At 58.6% G+C, this 14,922-nt stretch carries 18 protein-coding genes; 1 reads left to right on the top strand and 17 read right to left on the bottom strand.

The features are described from left to right. Position 1: 1 nt before the first annotated feature. Genes TQ39_RS16680 through TQ39_RS16660 form a run of 5 tightly spaced genes read right to left on the bottom strand, consistent with a single transcriptional unit; the run spans position 2 to position 4,215 of the window. The gene (locus tag TQ39_RS16680) at positions 2-970 is read right to left on the bottom strand and encodes an amidoligase family protein (RefSeq protein WP_050006368.1); all 969 of its coding nucleotides are present in this window, start codon (positions 968-970) and stop codon (positions 2-4) included. Next, positions 967-1,224 carry a DUF6103 family protein gene (locus TQ39_RS16675; protein WP_050006367.1) on the bottom strand — a complete coding sequence of 86 codons (258 nt, stop codon included), beginning with the start codon at positions 1,222-1,224 and terminating at the stop codon, positions 967-969. The genes TQ39_RS16680 and TQ39_RS16675 overlap by 4 nt, the downstream gene beginning before the upstream one ends. A gap of 12 nt (positions 1,225-1,236) precedes the next feature. Continuing rightward, positions 1,237-1,830 (bottom strand): hypothetical protein, encoded by a 594-nt coding sequence (locus tag TQ39_RS16670; RefSeq protein ID WP_050006366.1) that lies wholly within the window; start codon positions 1,828-1,830, stop codon positions 1,237-1,239. Positions 1,831-1,837: 7 nt separating this feature from the next. Beyond that, positions 1,838-3,031, bottom strand: coding sequence for a DUF3846 domain-containing protein (locus TQ39_RS21745; protein ID WP_069955768.1), 1,194 nt, complete (start codon positions 3,029-3,031; stop codon positions 1,838-1,840). Between the two features lie 35 nt (positions 3,032-3,066). Next, positions 3,067-4,215 carry a M23 family metallopeptidase gene (locus tag TQ39_RS16660; protein ID WP_050006365.1) on the bottom strand — a complete coding sequence of 383 codons (1,149 nt, stop codon included), beginning with the start codon at positions 4,213-4,215 and terminating at the stop codon, positions 3,067-3,069. A gap of 341 nt (positions 4,216-4,556) precedes the next feature. Between TQ39_RS16660 and TQ39_RS16655 the strand changes: the two genes are divergently transcribed. Then, positions 4,557-5,783 carry an IS110 family RNA-guided transposase gene (locus TQ39_RS16655; RefSeq protein WP_050006364.1) on the top strand — a complete coding sequence of 409 codons (1,227 nt, stop codon included), beginning with the start codon at positions 4,557-4,559 and terminating at the stop codon, positions 5,781-5,783. A gap of 209 nt (positions 5,784-5,992) precedes the next feature. Here the strand turns inward: TQ39_RS16655 and TQ39_RS16650 are convergent, their stop codons facing one another. From TQ39_RS16650 to TQ39_RS21300, 12 genes are all read right to left on the bottom strand, one after another. Then, positions 5,993-6,157, bottom strand: coding sequence for a hypothetical protein (locus TQ39_RS16650; RefSeq protein ID WP_155201867.1), 165 nt, complete (start codon positions 6,155-6,157; stop codon positions 5,993-5,995). A 135-nt stretch (positions 6,158-6,292) separates the two neighbouring features. Next, entirely contained in the window at positions 6,293-8,653 is a 2,361-nt protein-coding gene (locus TQ39_RS16645) for a VirB4 family type IV secretion system protein (RefSeq protein WP_338092841.1), read from the bottom strand. Then, complete coding sequence (locus TQ39_RS16640; RefSeq protein ID WP_082052319.1) at positions 8,650-8,919, bottom strand: hypothetical protein; 270 nt, start codon at positions 8,917-8,919, stop codon at positions 8,650-8,652. Before TQ39_RS16640 ends, TQ39_RS16645 begins: the two co-directional genes overlap by 4 nt. Continuing rightward, positions 8,916-10,502 carry a DNA cytosine methyltransferase gene (locus tag TQ39_RS16635; protein ID WP_050006362.1) on the bottom strand — a complete coding sequence of 529 codons (1,587 nt, stop codon included), beginning with the start codon at positions 10,500-10,502 and terminating at the stop codon, positions 8,916-8,918. The genes TQ39_RS16640 and TQ39_RS16635 overlap by 4 nt, the downstream gene beginning before the upstream one ends. A 9-nt stretch (positions 10,503-10,511) precedes the next feature. Further along, positions 10,512-11,366 (bottom strand): conjugal transfer protein TrbL family protein, encoded by an 855-nt coding sequence (locus TQ39_RS16630; RefSeq protein WP_050006361.1) that lies wholly within the window; start codon positions 11,364-11,366, stop codon positions 10,512-10,514. 40 nt (positions 11,367-11,406) lie between these two features. Beyond that, complete coding sequence (locus TQ39_RS16625) at positions 11,407-11,799, bottom strand: hypothetical protein (protein ID WP_050006360.1); 393 nt, start codon at positions 11,797-11,799, stop codon at positions 11,407-11,409. Positions 11,800-11,806: 7 nt separating this feature from the next. Next, complete coding sequence (locus TQ39_RS16620) at positions 11,807-12,142, bottom strand: DUF3852 domain-containing protein (protein WP_050006359.1); 336 nt, start codon at positions 12,140-12,142, stop codon at positions 11,807-11,809. Between the two features lie 104 nt (positions 12,143-12,246). After that, positions 12,247-12,543 carry a SpoVG family protein gene (locus TQ39_RS16615; RefSeq protein WP_050006358.1) on the bottom strand — a complete coding sequence of 99 codons (297 nt, stop codon included), beginning with the start codon at positions 12,541-12,543 and terminating at the stop codon, positions 12,247-12,249. Then, positions 12,506-13,132, bottom strand: coding sequence for a hypothetical protein (locus TQ39_RS16610; protein WP_050006357.1), 627 nt, complete (start codon positions 13,130-13,132; stop codon positions 12,506-12,508). The genes TQ39_RS16615 and TQ39_RS16610 overlap by 38 nt, the downstream gene beginning before the upstream one ends. Before the next feature lie 74 nt (positions 13,133-13,206). Next, positions 13,207-13,629 carry a hypothetical protein gene (locus tag TQ39_RS16605; RefSeq protein WP_050006356.1) on the bottom strand — a complete coding sequence of 141 codons (423 nt, stop codon included), beginning with the start codon at positions 13,627-13,629 and terminating at the stop codon, positions 13,207-13,209. Positions 13,630-13,763: 134 nt separating this feature from the next. Further along, positions 13,764-14,468, bottom strand: coding sequence for a hypothetical protein (locus tag TQ39_RS16600; protein ID WP_050006355.1), 705 nt, complete (start codon positions 14,466-14,468; stop codon positions 13,764-13,766). Positions 14,469-14,487: 19 nt separating this feature from the next. Beyond that, the coding region (locus TQ39_RS21300) for an FILTED domain-containing surface protein (RefSeq protein WP_478002450.1) at positions 14,488-14,922 on the bottom strand (435 nt) is incomplete at its 5' end.

Raw genomic sequence — 14,922 nt, 5'->3', positions numbered from 1 at the left:
GTTACAATGAAAGCCCCGGTGCAGGAACCGGTTCCTGCGCCGGGGCGTGCTGTGTCTGTTCTTCCTGTTCCCGAATGAGCTGCGACGGGTCGCGCCACGCGATGTTCCCCTCCAGATGGCTGAGCAGATGAAACCGCGCCGTTTCAAACTCCGGGCCGATCATTCCCAGCCGCAGCAGCCATGTCCGGAACGTATACCGGTCATTGGTCGTGCGCGTCGGCGCCGCACGGGCATTGCGCTGCGTCAGCGCCTGATTGGCGATGGCAAGGCTGAACTGTATGTACGTCTTCACTTTTCCCGCATGCAGCGTGGAATTGAACATACGGAACTCCACCGTGCCTTTCTGGAACACGGAATGAAGATTCAACGCGTGGTACCGGCTTGCGTGATAATGCACATTGCTCCCGTCCCGCCCGTTGTACCAGATGCTTTTGAAACGATCCAGACTCTGCGGCTTCTGCTCGTTTACCTGCCGCAGAAACCGCTGTTCGACCCTCCGGCAGTAATCTTGAGAACGGTTCAGGTCCACCTGCAGGGCTTTGTAGATGAGCTCCTCCTTGCTGGCCATAATATTCGTGATGTTCCGCAGATGCTGCGCGTCAAATTTTTCCGCCCCAACATGGACATGGATCCCGCAGCTGTCATTGACCAGCGCGTTGTTCCTTCGCAGCGCCCGCACGATCTCCTGAATGGTTCCAATGTCCTCATAGACACAAACCGGGCTTACCAGCTCCACGCTGTATGTGCTGTCTGCATAAACGGTTTGCCCACGCACCTTTTTCTGCGTCTGGATGCTCCCGTCCGATACAAGCTTCCACACACGGTCCTGTGCGTCCCGCACTGCGTATGCGTCATAGCTGCCGCCGGTGTGTTCCGCCCGCGTTCCAAAAAATCCCGCCAGGGTCTCCGCCGCTTTTCCGCGGCTCAGCCCGGTCATTTCGATCTCGATGCCGTACCGGAGGTCTCTCATTCAGCCGGCTGATTTCCCACAGCATGACCGGCCGCGGGCGCGGCACGCCTTGGCCGCGCCGCGCTGCGCCGCACCGGCGTCCCGTTCTTTTCACCCAGATATTCCCGCACTGCCGCGGGCACTGTGGCTGCGTACAGCTTTTCGAGCTGTTCGCTGAGCCGCATGTCCAGCTGTTCGTTTCTCTTCGCCAGATAGCTCTTGAGCGCGCCCAGCGCCTCATCATTCAGTTCCGTTTCAAATGTTACTTTGCTCAAAATATATCCCCCCTACATGCTCATGGACATACTTTCTTCGTCCTGTATCCCGTCCGGGCTATAATCTGTAAACAGATCAAGCTGCTCCTGCTCCGGAGGCTCCCAATCCCCGAGCCGTTCCGCTCCCGACTTCAATGAAGCCAACAGGCTTCCTGCGTCCGCATATCTGCGCATCGCCACATAGTCCCCGCTCAAAACCGCATCCTTCAGAACATCGGCCCGTGCAAGTAGTGCGTCCAGTATACCGCGCAAAGCATCCGTTTCAGGAATCCGCTCCACATGGTTCCGGATAAAACAGAAATTTTCATCCGATATGTACCGGGTATATGACCGTAAAGCAGCCGACCGGATTTCTTCTTTTCGCGCCATATATTCCGCGGGAAGTTTCTGAGGCAGCGGCCAGTAATATATTTCCGGCATTTCCGCATCCGGATACAGTTCCCGTATTCGTCTTTTGCCGCAGAGGATATGATCCCTGCACAGGTTTGCATTCACGCCGTCCGGCCAGAACGGATCTTTTGATCCCGCCATATATACCTGTTCCCACCGGGCGTAGTCCCTTTCCAGCTCACGCACCAGTTCTTCCAGGCCGGGCTTTTTCAGCATATCTGCATTACTCCATACTCAGCCCCGGCGCCGCAGCCTGCCCGGGGCATTCATCGATTTCTTCTATCAGCATAAAGGAAAAGTCATAGACACGCTGCGGATCCACACCGGCCAGGACTATCTCCGGCCCATATGCGCCCTGTCTGATCCAGCATACCTGCGCGGCCAGAACATCGTTCCATGCTGTCTGAAATTTTTCCGGCAGCGCATCCAGCCGCAGGCCGTCGGCAGGACATACTCCAATATCGGCGTCCCGGTGCACAAGATATGTATTGTCCGGCAGTCCAATTTGCAAAAGGTCCCTCAGCTGCACCAGGCTCTCGATATTCTTGAGCGGCTCTGCCAGTTCCTTTTTCCAACGTTCCGCCTGCGTTTCCGTAAGTGAGCAGAAATCGCCCTCCGCATCCACGCCCGCGATGAGAAACGTCCCGACGATCAGATCTCCGCCCAACCTGCGGTTGGGACGCAGCCCCTTCAGCTTTCCCTCATCATCGCAGATCAGGACCGCGCCGTCCTTCAGCCCTACGCATTCGATGTTTCCCCTTACGCTTTTCTGGAATGCTTCCAGCCGGTTTTCGATTTGGAGCTCCCGTACAGGCCCGCCCGGTTCAGCCCGCAGGACACGGATCCTTCCACGATTCTCAAGCCGCGGACAATATTCCGGTCGGAATCCGACTCGCAGCATATCTCCTTCCAAATATGCCGACGTCACTTCCGCCTGCCGGGCCAGCCTGTCACAAAAAAGTTCCGCCAGTATTTTGTTTTCCTGCAGCCCTGCTCCAAACGCCGCGTCCAGTTCAGCAAGGGAACACGTCCACTTTCCCGTCAGCGTCTGCACGCATTCCCGCCGCACGGCCTCTTTGGCTGCTGTTTCGCATCTGCGTAATGCCCGCTCCAGCTCCGGCGTGACCAGCGTCATCAGCCGCCCGCCGGGGATGTAGGCGGAATACCGCGCACAGGAACTTCCCTCTGAGCGGACGAGCAGGCCGTCCGTTCCATTCTCGGGCGCGATCAGAAGACAGTATTCCCCTCCGGCCACGCTGCGCATATCCTGTATATGCTTTTGGATCACGTCGTGATCCCACAGCGGATGTGCCTGCATCTGTTCAAACATCTCATCGCTCACGATCTCCGAAGCGGCAATATGCAGCTCCGGCAGCTTGCTGTAGCTTGATTCTTTCCAGTTCAATTGTACTTTCAATTTACCACGCTCCCGTATCATCAAATGTATTTGTGTCAGGGCAGATACTCTCTTGGATTTTTCAACGTTCCATTGTCATTCACCTCCAGATGCAGATGATCGCCCGTGGAATCTCCCGTGCTGCCCACAAAGGCAACGACGTCTCCGGCAGACACCGCCTGTCCCACCGTAACGTTCAGCGCGGAGCAATGCGCGTACAGCGTTGTAACGCCGCCGCCATGACCGACCACCACATAGTTCCCATAACTCGCATGGCCGTACCGCGCCAGCAGAACGGTCCCATTTGCCGCTGCGCGGATCTCCGTTCCTTTCGGCGCGGCCATGTCAAGGCCCCGGTGGCCTTCCCATTTTCCTGTAATCGGGCTGTACCGTCCGCCCATTTCAGACGTCACCCGGTTTTTCCAGCCTCCGGCAAGGGGACTGACAAATGCCCCGCCGATGTACTCCGGGCTGTCGTCCTGCACGAGGCCCGCTATCAGCCCGTCGCTCATGCCGCCCACCGCATCGGCGCCATATTCCGCCAGATAGAATATCTCCGCGGCGTTTGCCCGCCACTGCTCCGGGAACTCCGCGCCCAGCAGGGCGTGGAGCCGGGCGTAAACAACGGCCATATCCTTTTCCGGAACGGTCACCATATATTCCTGTTCCACTTCGATGGTCTTCGGAACGTCATAATCCTCAAGCTCCTCTTCATCCTCCGGCGGGTCGTATTCCGGATTCGGCACTTCCACAGTACGTATATGCACCGCTTCGCTGACATAGCAGCCCGCGAAAGACTCCGCCTGGCCCTGGCGGAGCGTCAGATCCGGCGCTCCGAAATTCAGCGCAAAAAAGTCTGCTTTCACTCGGTTGGCGCGAAGCGGGACAGAACCTTCTTCCAGCTCCGCATTGAGTTTTCCCACCGCGCCGTCCAATACAGCAAAGCACGCGCGCATCTGTGTAATATGCCCCGCGTACTCCTCCGGCACCGCGGCAGGGATGGCCCCGTCTCCAAAGCACCATTCCACGGCCGCACGGTTGTGGTCCGCCGCGGCGTCCATCATCCCGCACAGGCACACGATGATGAGGATGAACGGAAGCAAAAATGCCGTGAGGATCGTCCCCACGGCATTTCCTGTCTTCTCATTTCCCGCAAGCGCGGCGGCTCTCCGGATCCAATATACTGCTGTAACCGGTCCTGCCAAAACATCCCCCCTCGTATAATAAGTTTCAAAGTTAATAAATCAGGTATCAGCAGGCCCTGAGATGCCCGTGATACAATAGCTGTAGGACAGCAGGGTCAAGTTCTTTCCCCCCTGGTCGAGCCGCAAGGCTGCTTCATTTTTAGTCAGTTCCCCTGAGCTGGAAGTTAGCTGCAAACTCATTGGCTGTTTGCCGGAAGCAAGGCCGCCCTTTCAGCAGTGAGGGCTATCGCATTGGCCTTCTCCGGAATGATTCTGATACGCGAGGTTGCGGATGCTCCGGTTATCATGGGTATCTCAAAGTCTGCTGGTCTGAAATCTCCATGCGAGTAGGAGGTGAAAATGTGAACCCACTATTTGTTGGCATTGATGTGAGCAGCAGAAACAATGTTGCCTATCTGATGAAACCGGACGGCAGCAAGCACAGCAGCTTTTCCGTGCAAAACAACCTTGGCGGTGCTAAACTGTTGTCAGAGAGAATCGTGTCGGCACTGCATTCCATGCAGCTCTGCGATGTGGTGATTGGTCTGGAGGCCACTTCCATCTACGGAGACAGTCTGGTTTATGCACTCCGGGAGGATGGCGGCCTGAGCCAGTTCCAGCGGAAGATCCATGTCCTCAATCCGAAGCAGGTCAAAAAATTCAAGGAAGCATATCCAGACCTGCCGAAGAACGACTGGGTGGACGCCTTTGTGATTGCCGACCATCTCCGTTTCGGCCGGATCGGCAAGGAGGTCTACATGGACGATTACCGCTACAAAGCGTTGCGGACCCTCACCAGAGCCAGATTTGACGTCATTCAAAACATGACCCGTGAGAAGCAGCGGTTTGCCAACTACCTGTTTCTCAAATGCTCCGGCATGGCCCAGAACAAGGATATTGCAAACTCCAGCGCAACCACCATCGCGCTCATGGAGCGGTTTGAAACTGTGGACGAGCTGGCTGACGCCGATTTGGACGAGCTGACGGCATTCATTACCGAAGCTGGTCGTGGGCGGTTTGCTGACTCGGAGGCCGCTGCAAAGGCAATACAGGCCGCAGCCAAAGGTTCTTACCGCCTGCCTAAAACAGTGAACGATACCGTCAACCAGGCAATGTCCGTCTCAATCGCCTCTATGCGAGCTTTGAAGGCGCAGGTCAAGGTTTTGGAGAAAGCCATTGAGCAGCAGTTTGAAATTATCCCAAACACCCTGACATCCATTCCGGGTATTGGCAAGGTCTACTCTGCCGGTATCATCGCCGAAATTGGCGATGTCCGCCGCTTCAACTCCCAGGCCTCCGTTGCCAAGTACGCCGGCCTTGTCTGGACGCAGCACCAGTCCGGTGATTTCGAGGCCGAACATACCCACCTGATCAAATCTGGCAACCGCTATCTCCGCTACTACCTGCTGGAAGCCGCCAACTCCGTGAGAAGATGCGACTCCGAGTTTCGGCGCTACTACGACCTCAAGTTCCACGAGGTCAACCAGTTCCAGCACAAACGCGCACTCGCCTTAACTGCCAGAAAACTGGTTCGGTTGGTCTTCCGACTGCTGAAGGACAACCGCCTGTATATCCCGCCGGAGGGCTGAGCTGACGCTTGCTGCTCTGATGCATAGGCCCTGTTTCAAAAATCTTCAGGGGCAGGGTTTAGTTTGGTGTTGCCTTTTTGTTCCCTACATGACCGTTTCGGCACGCTTTTCCTCAGATTTTTCTTCTATCACCCTCTTGACTTCATACCATTGGACTAAAAAAATATGGGGCGGCATGGAAAACCGTCCTGCCGCCCCGCCCTGTTTACTTACCATCTGCCGACAGCGCTGTCGAATGTTTCCGGCCGCAGCACCCGCGACGCGGCCACCATGCCGCACCGGCCGCAGAACAGATGCTGCAGCGCGCTGCCGCCCATCATACTCCCGCGCTGTTTCTTCACGGTCGCCTCATAGGTCTGAAATCCGGTCCGCATCTCTGTACTCCCGCAATACGGGCACGGCGGGAATTTCTGTGTATCCATTTTCCGCACCTCCTGCAGCACCAACATTACCACACGGTCCGGGAAAAAGGTAGTATCAGAACCAACAAAATGTTTCCGCTCCGTCCGTCAGCGTCCGCCCGCCGTGCCATAGCACCGCAGCTTGTGCGGCGGCGTCTTCACAAGAAGGTTGTACCGCTCGTCCCCGCATTTGAACAGGCAGTTTCCCCGCGCACAGCTCCTGACCACGCCATATTCACATTCTTCCAGCTGCAGCGCTTCCCGGTATTTTCCCCCGTCCACAGTTCCCGGATGGAACAGGAACTGGTACGCCGGAATGCTGAACAGCGGCTTTGTCAGTTCCGCCGCCTCCGGCAGCAGAAAATCCTCGACATTCTGGCTGGCCAGCAGCAGGGAGGACTCTTTCTTCCTCGCCCGCTTCATGCACGCCCGGATGTATCCGATGGCTGTTTTGTTGTTGAGATACAGGTACAGTTCATCAATGGCCGCGACAGTATTTCCGGCACAGAGCAGTTCATTGTTCATATAGCTGAAAATATTGAACAGCATCGCGTCGCGCAGGTTCTGCCCCGCTTCCAGCAGGGATTTTACACCGAATGTGACGAACCGGCCTGAGCCAATGTTGGTGTGGCCGTTGAAATACAGGCTGTCCGGCCCCACGCAAAGCGAATGCAGATGGAGCCGAAGCTCCCGCAGCGTTTCATCCGTAAACACTCCGCTTCCACCCGCCTGCCTTTCCAGCAGTGCGTACAGCTCACAGAGGAGCGGGAAATCTTCATGCCGGAGCACGGACATGTCGGTCTCCTTTGTGATGCCGCGTTCCCGATACAGCTGTTCCAGCAGGATCTCCACCGTATCAGCCTGTGCATCGGTGAGCGGCTTGTAGCTCCGCAGCCAGTCGCGCAGAAAAGAAATGTGCTGCGCCAGCACCGTGCCTGTCCCGTCCGCATCCCATCTTTTCGGCTCCAGCGGATTGATCATTGCCTTTCCTCCCGAGCAATCCACGTACATGCCGCCGAGATTCCGCGTCAGCTCCCGGTATTCGTCCTCCGCGTCCAGAAGCAAAACTTTCTTTCCCGCCTCCAGCGCGTTGATGACCAGCAGGCGCAGCAGATGGCTCTTGCCCTGCCCGCTGTTGCCCAGGATGAGGACGCTGCTGTTGGTTCGGCCGCCCGTGCGCCGGTCGAAGTCGATGATAACATTGCTGCCGTACTTGTCCCGTCCCAGCAGGAAGCCACGGGGATCTGTTTTGCCTGAATAGCACATGGGATACAGATTTGCGGCGCTGGACGCGGGCAGTACCCGCTCATACTGCGTGCCGAACGCGTTCCATCCGCTCGGCATCACGGACTGGAAGCCCTGCTTCTGGCGCAGAAGCAGATGGTCGGCGCTGATCTTGCAGCAGTTCAGCTCCGCCTCTACCTCGCTCTGCAGCATCCGCAGGTGCTCCGGATCGTTTGCGATCATCTCAATGAATACAGCCGTGTGCAGAAACGGCTCCTGGTTCCGGTGCGCAAGCGTCAGCATTGCCGCCATGTCCTGCAGGTTGCTCTCCGCTTCCACCACATCCTGCACGTTCCCGGTATTTCCCGCCTTCAGACGGTTCGCCTTATCCGCATTCTGCAATATCTTTTTCTCCTCCGCCGGCGTAACGCGGCGCGTATAGATGTGCACGGATACGCCCGCCTTTTCACCCAGCCTGTGCAAAAGGGCCTGTTCCGTGGTCGAAGCCGGATATCCCCGCACCGCCCACACGCACCGGTATGTATTTCCGCAGATGAACCGGTCCGTTTCAAACCGCAGCACGGACGGCGCGGCAAGGTCCAGAAATTCCTTGACCGCCGCTTCCTGCGACGCACTGTCCGGCGCTTTTCTGTCCGCCTGCACACCCGTCCATTCCACCCACCGCTGGCCGTCAAAATCGTCATAGTGCTCGCTTGTGAAGTCCTGTACAAAATATACCGCCATCAGCCGCTTCACATCGTCCAGGTCCGCGCGCCGAACATCGAAGCCCTGGTCCCGGATGAGCTTTTCCACACGTGCCAGATACGGATACTTTTCTTTTTCCCGCACAGCCTCCAGCCGCACCGCCAGCACAAATTCCCGCGCGGTCGCGGTCTGAAGCTGTACGCTGCCCAGGTGCGCCTTATCTTTTTCCAACAGATCCGCAATGTACGGGTTTTCTTCTTCTCCGATGCGGGCCTCCAGATACCGTGTATTGTTGGCAAAGCTTTCCCGCGAATTGAGGCACAGGATCTCCAGCTCCGGCTGGCTTTTGAACAACGTCACCAGCGCCCCGACCCGCGCCGCGAGAGCGTCCTCCGGCAATACGGAGATGCACGTCGGGCGCAGCAGGAAAAAGGCTGTCTCCCCGCCCCGGTATGTGAGCAGGCCGTATGGCGTGACAGCCTGCGCGTTGATCATCCGGCGCGTCCCCTGCCGCACCGTCTTCCTTTTTACTGTTTTCATTCCGTTTCCCCTTCCCAGCTGAATTCACGCGGTGTAAAAAAATACGCGCCCGCGCTGTGTAAAAAATCCCGGATGGACTGTCCCTCAAAGCGCACGGTCAGGAACGCATATCCCGCCGCGCACAGCAGCGGCGCCGCAGTTCCAAACTGTGCGGCGCAGAATACGCCTGCAAGACACAGTGCGCCAATGGCCGCAAGATCGTTCAGCTGCCAGAGCCACATCGTGGCTCGCGCCGTCAGATCCTGCGGATAGATGTATTTTCTCAATCTTTTTCCTCCTGACGTAAGTAGTTTTGAACGGCCGCGAGCACGGTCTCAACACACGGTACCGCCACGCTGTTGCCCAGCGCTTTGTACCGCGCGGTATCGGACACGTCGGGGATATCCGTCCACCCGTCCGGGAATCCCTGCAGGCGTTCGCACTCCAGCGGCGTCAGCCGCCGCACCCGGTTTTTGGGGGCAATGATGCATTTCGCGTTGGATACATACTGGTTCCCCACGCCTTTTTCATCCCCGTTGCACAACGTACCCACAACACGCTGATACGGCACGCACACGCCGTGCCGGTCACGGGCCGTCAGTGTATATCCAACCTCCAGCGAAACACCCACGCCGTTCCCGCCGTTTTCCGGCCCGCGGCCAATGACCGTCCCGCTGATCCCATAGGCAGGCGCCTCCACGCAGAACGGCTGGTTGTTTCCGCCCATTCCGCACGACGCCTGCAGTGTGGGCGCCACCTCCAGCGGGCCGCGGTACCGGCCGTCCTGTGAATGGTTTTCAAACAATACCGGCCGGTTGTTCCCACTCATTCCCGCGCTTGCTGTAAGGGTGGGACAGAGGTCGAACGTCACCTCCGCCACACCCTGTTCGCTGCCCAGCACGATGGGAGGATGGCCCCCCATATCCGCCCGCAGCGTCCCGCTCACGCCTTCACTCACATCCATACGCATGCCGCCCTGGTCATTGAGGCACACCTCCCGCTCCAACAGGATCGTCTCCTGGCGCAGGCTTGGATGCGCTGTAATCGTTGTAGCCGTACCGTACATGGGCCGCACCTCATCCCGTCCGTTGGCCGCATAGGCCGTCAGCGCCCGGTTTCCGGCTCCTCCCTCAGCCCCGCCTGCATCCGCACGGCGGATTCCAGCTGCGGCGGCAATGTCTTCCCACGTTCTGCGCTCCGCCGCAGTATACCCCGGCAGGCCTTCGCGCTCAAATAGTATTTCTGCGGCACTGTGCCCAGCAAGATCTGCGACAAGGAAGATACGGCGGCGTCTTTGGGCGACTCCGAAAAATTCTGCATCGTAAACGGCCCATGCGATGGAGAAATTTCCTCCCAATACACGCCCAGCAGATTTCCATGTCCCGGCCTCAGGTCGAGGGATTGACACGTCCGGCTCTGCCACGCGCGCTGTTTCCTCCAGCACTGCTCGAAAGTCCTCCCTGTCATAGCTTGAGAATGCGCCCGGCACGTTTTCCCAGAGCATGTATCTGGGCCGAACAGCGAGAGCTGTTCTACCTCTGGCCCGGTCTGCATCCCGCATCTCCCGGATCACACGCAGCTGCTCCATGAACAGGCCGGACCGCGCGCCCGCAAGACCTGCACGCAGGCCCGCGATGCTCAGGTCCTGGCAGGGCGAACCTCCGCAGACGATATCCACAGGCGGAAGCTCCGCCCCTCTGAGTTTCGTAATATCCCCCACATGCAGCATTCCGGGGAACCGCAGCCTTGTGACTTCGATGGGGAACGACTCGATCTCGCTGGCCCATACAGGCTCTATCCCGCACACTGCCGCGGCAAGGGGGAATCCGCCGATCCCGTCGAACAGGCTTCCCAGCCTGAGCTTTTGCACAATGCATCCTCAGCCCGACGCGGAAGAGACCATCCGCACAGTATTGATGACGGACTGTGCCGTGTGGACCGCGCCCATCACGTTGGCGCGCGTGCTGGTGTCCACACCGAACGCGCCCGCGATCCGCGGAACTTCCGTGCTTGCCAGCATCATGCCGCAGCCCAGCAGCATATTCGTATTCCACACCATCAGGCCTGCAACGAGCATCGTCGTCTGCAAAAAAGCCGTCAGGCACAGCCCGGCCACCTGTTTTCCCCAGTTCCAGAACCCGTCCAGGTATCCGCGCGGCACGCTGAAAAAGTACAGGCTGCCCACGGCGATCTGGATGAGCAGGATGCCGCCGCGCCTGAGGTTCGCAAAGAACACCTTGAACACGGCATAGCCGAGCAGGATCAGCAGGAACAGGCCCACAAAAGCGCCGTATCCGTTCAGCGCGCCCATTGCCGCACGCGTCAGGCTTCCGATGCTGCCGTCCTCCCCGCCCATGAGCTGCGCGAGACCCGACGCGAACGTGCCCTGCAGTGTGACGCACAGGCGGTACAGCTCTACCGGCACTGTGGTGAACAGGCTCACGGCCATAAAGCCTTTGATCCCATTGAGCGCAAGGCCGTGCAGGTCGCCGCGCCCCGATTGGGACTGGATGGCGTATTCAAAACCCGCCACTACAAGCCCTACTGCGTACAGCACCCATGCAAACCGGCTGAAAAACAGCACCACGGCCTGCGTCCACGGAAGGTCGAACAGCTCCGCTCCCATCATGTTCATCATCTCAAAAAATTCACTGAAAAAGCCGGCCAGCTTTCCGTAGATCCAGTCAAAGATCTGTCCCAAAACTGCGTCGGCCACGAAATCCCATACAAAAATAGACGGTCACCTCCTGGCTATTTCGTATATCTGCGTCCGCCTAATATCCCATTCCGCACATCTCCTGCCGCGGGTCCTGTTCATACAATGCGCAGAATGTTTCGATCTGCCGCGCCAGTATCTCCATATCCCCGGGTGTCGGGACAGCTCCATACCATTCTGTTTTCCCATCGCAGCGCCACAGATATGGCGCCTGTCCGCCCCATACATCTTCAAAACGCACCGTTACACGGTCGATCTCTCCCCGCGTCCTGCTGATGGCGCTCAGCTGCAGCGCTCCGTACCGGTCCGCAATTCCCTGCGTAACAAACTGCAGCTTTGCGTGCAGGCCGCTGTCAAGCTCCAGATATGCCGCACGGCCAACGTACCGCGCACGGTCTTCCCTGCCTGCGGCGCTCACCGCTTTCCGCAGTTCCCGTTCAAATGTGTTCAAGATATATTTACACCCCCGCAATGGTCCAGATGTACAGAGGCGCCGTCAAAGAAAGCACCAGGCCGGCGAACAGCAGGATGAGTCCTGTCCATTCAATCTGGCCGTGCTTGCGGTACTCATAGTACGTTGTTCCCGCTTTTACGAAAAACGCGGTCACGAGGATAAGGTCCAGCGCGGGGAACACAACGGTATTTACAACCGTTTTGATCTGCTGTACCGCGCTCTGCCATGTACTCTGGATCACGCCCGCCACGTCTCCCGTCTCAGCAAACGCCGTCGCCGCAAAAAGGCACACGGCTGCCGTCAACACACACACTGCCGTCAATTTCTTTTTCACAGGCATCTTCTCCTTTTCCGCGCCTTGTGGTTTCAGCCGCTGTGCCGGAAGGCGCTGTCCGGCACGCGCTCCATACGGTTCAGGGCTTGTCCTTACGCAAAAAAACGGACTCACCCCGGTTCCTGCCCGGACAAAACCGCGGCCGCGGCGTTTTCCGCCTGTTTTTCCGCATAGGCCCGGAGCACGGCCCCGGCCAGCTCTTCCTTCGCTTCCTTATCCATTGGAAAAAAGATATCGATGTATTTTCCTTTTGCAGACTTGTATGAGGGCATCGCCACGAACAGGCCGCTTTTCCCCTCGCATACCTTGATGCCGCGCACGCCGAACCTGCCAAGCACCGCGTTTGCCTTTGCCTTCACGACGCCCGTTTCAAACACCGATGTGATCTTGACCGAAATGATTTCCATATTCCCCGTTCTCCTTTTTTTGTTTTTGTTCTGCTTCATACACATACGTTCCCGCATCCGGGTCATACCGCAGCCCGAATGCTTCCGGCGGCTCACACAGGATGTCGAACGAAAGCTCATACGCTCGCCTGCTTGCCGGCCGCGGACATATTTGCGCCAGTATTTCTCCGTCCCTGTACCGCGCGGCGCCGCAGTCCATACCAACATCCCGGCTGGCCCAGGCGTAGAGCAGGGCAGCGTCCGTGCAAAGCCGGGACGCGTGCTGCATCAGCACCGGCACACCGGCGTCCTGCGTATAGAACAGGATGGTGTCTCCGCCGTCGTATGCCGCCGCACTGGCCTGTGCCTTCAGCGTGTTCCACCGCGTTCCCCAGTTTGCCTGCCGCCAGTCCAGCCAGCAGTTTTCTCCGCCCTGCCTGCGCACCGTACCGGCGCTCAGCGGCTCTTCCCGCATCCAGACCGGCATGGGGGTTATCCGGTTGAGATCCACACTGCCCAGCCCGGCTGTATCATCCTGTATGGCGCCAAACAGTGCCCGTGCCGCGCCCGGCGCGCCGAATACCCGTAGATAGTTCACATATTCTGCCATGCATTTTCCTTTCCGGCAGCCACAACACAGCGGCGCGGGATATCCCGCGCCGCTGTCTCCGCCATCGTTTCACTCTATGCTCCCCTATGGCCGCTCTCTTCCTGTGTACCGGTGATCCAGTCCTCAAGGCTGAACCACTCGGCAACCGCCTGCGCCGTGTTGAACAGCTGCTGCCGCTTATCCCGGTCATTGAGCCGGACCGCTGTTTCGAACAATTCCCTTTCCAGCTCTATGACTTCCCGGCCTGTGAGTGCCAGCGAGACGTCCCCTTCATCCGGCGGCATATTTTCCGCTCCCATTCGGACGGACTGCCGCCCGTGCCCGATCCGTTCGATTTGCCGGGCCGTCTCTTCCTCTGCAAGCCCCCAGGCTTCCCCAATGAGGCGGATGGCTTCCTCATGCTCGGCCGTATCCGCCTCCGCGCCGCCCAGCATCAGGAGCGTGACCGCTTCCTTCGCCATCATACTTTGAAGCTTTTTTGCATTTTCCCGTGTCATTCTCTATTTCCTCCAGTTCATTTTGGCGTTTTCCGCCTTATTACCACAATGCCACAACGCACCGGCACATAGCTATCACCATACCCAACGAAGTTTGGGGTGCGGCCCTGTGCAAAGGCAACAAAAACGCGCCGTCACGCCCAAACGGTTATGGCCCCGTCCGCGTAGCTGCACCCGGCGGAATCAGCTCCCTGTGCCGACAGCGCGCTCAGTTCGGCCTCCAGCGCTGCCCACAGCGCCGCATAGTTCTCATCCAGGGTATCTTTCCCATTGAAGTCTTCCAGCCGTAAAACGGCCTGTACCGCGCGGTATTCGTCTGAGCGTGCCAGGCCCAGGCTTCCCATGATGCTGTCGGCCTGGTTCGTGGCCAGCAGCATGGCAAGCTCCCCGGTGATGGCTGAGGGCGTGTCAGGCGGCATGAGCGCGGCACGGGGCGCGCCATCCTCTTCTTCGCCTGCATCCACCGGACGTTCCGCGGCGTTTGCAGTGTTTTCTTCCGTCTCACCGGATTCTGAGGAAGCATCCGGCACGCCGGCGCCGCCCGCCTCAATATCCGGGGTGGGAACAGACCCGGACTCTTCCTGCTGCGCGGCATCTGGACCCGGCGCCTCTGAAATGGCGCTGTCCGCCGTACCGGTGGCGCCCGGCGCCGTTTCACTTGTGGGGCCCGGTACGGTGCTGCTGTCCGGTATACCCGCCGTCTGGCTTTGGGACGCCGTGTACGGCATGGAGGACGCGTCCGGCGCGGACGGTTCTTCAGCCAGCCCCGTGAGGGCAACGGCAAGCGCCGCCGTTACAGAACAAAGTGTCATTGCAATTGATTTTGTGTACAGATACATATATGCATTCCCCTTTCTCTTACTCTTCAGCTGTGTCTTCTTCGGCGCCTGCTTCCGATTTTCTGCGCCAGATGAGCATGGCCACCGCCGTACCGCACAGCAGCATGAACAACACCGTCCACCAGTCCACCAGACGGAAACGCCATACAAGCGGCTGCGTGAGGAAGAACAATACCACGGAGAATACCGCCAGCACAGCATTCACGGTTTTCTGGATAGCGTAACCGCGTGGCTCATTTTCCTCCGCTTCTTCGTCCATGCGTTCAGCCTGCTCGTCCGCATCTTCACCGCCGTCTTTTTTCCCGCGCAGCCACACAAGGATGGCAAGCAGGATGGAGAGCAGCGTGCAGGCAAGGTCGGCCAGCGTCAGCGTGCGGGTGTCCTCCCGCACAGGAAGCTCCACCGGAGCCTCCGGTCCTTCCGGCTCCGGATCTGGCTTCGACTCCGGTTCGGG

The sequence above is a fragment of the Ruthenibacterium lactatiformans genome (assembly GCF_000949455.1).
GTDB classification, from domain to species: Bacteria; Bacillota; Clostridia; order Oscillospirales; family Ruminococcaceae; genus Ruthenibacterium; species Ruthenibacterium lactatiformans.
Note: the sequence above shows the minus strand (reverse complement) of the source record. Positions and strands in the feature narration are given on the sequence as shown.

What these genes read in the sequence shown, in the direction of transcription:
- TQ39_RS16680 (WP_050006368.1), bottom strand. Translation starts at nt 970, where the DNA reads ATGAGAGACCTCCGGTACGGCATCGAGATCGAAATGACCGGGCTGAGC.
- TQ39_RS16670 (WP_050006366.1), bottom strand. Translation starts at nt 1,830, where the DNA reads ATGCTGAAAAAGCCCGGCCTGGAAGAACTGGTGCGTGAGCTGGAAAGG.
- TQ39_RS16650 (WP_155201867.1), bottom strand. Translation starts at nt 6,157, where the DNA reads ATGCGGACCGGATTTCAGACCTATGAGGCGACCGTGAAGAAACAGCGC.
- TQ39_RS16645 (WP_338092841.1), bottom strand. Translation starts at nt 8,653, where the DNA reads ATGAAAACAGTAAAAAGGAAGACGGTGCGGCAGGGGACGCGCCGGATG.
- TQ39_RS16620 (WP_050006359.1), bottom strand. Translation starts at nt 12,142, where the DNA reads ATGCCTGTGAAAAAGAAATTGACGGCAGTGTGTGTGTTGACGGCAGCC.
- TQ39_RS16615 (WP_050006358.1), bottom strand. Translation starts at nt 12,543, where the DNA reads ATGGAAATCATTTCGGTCAAGATCACATCGGTGTTTGAAACGGGCGTC.
- TQ39_RS16610 (WP_050006357.1), bottom strand. Translation starts at nt 13,132, where the DNA reads ATGGCAGAATATGTGAACTATCTACGGGTATTCGGCGCGCCGGGCGCG.
- TQ39_RS16605 (WP_050006356.1), bottom strand. Translation starts at nt 13,629, where the DNA reads ATGACACGGGAAAATGCAAAAAAGCTTCAAAGTATGATGGCGAAGGAA.
- TQ39_RS16600 (WP_050006355.1), bottom strand. Translation starts at nt 14,468, where the DNA reads ATGTATCTGTACACAAAATCAATTGCAATGACACTTTGTTCTGTAACG.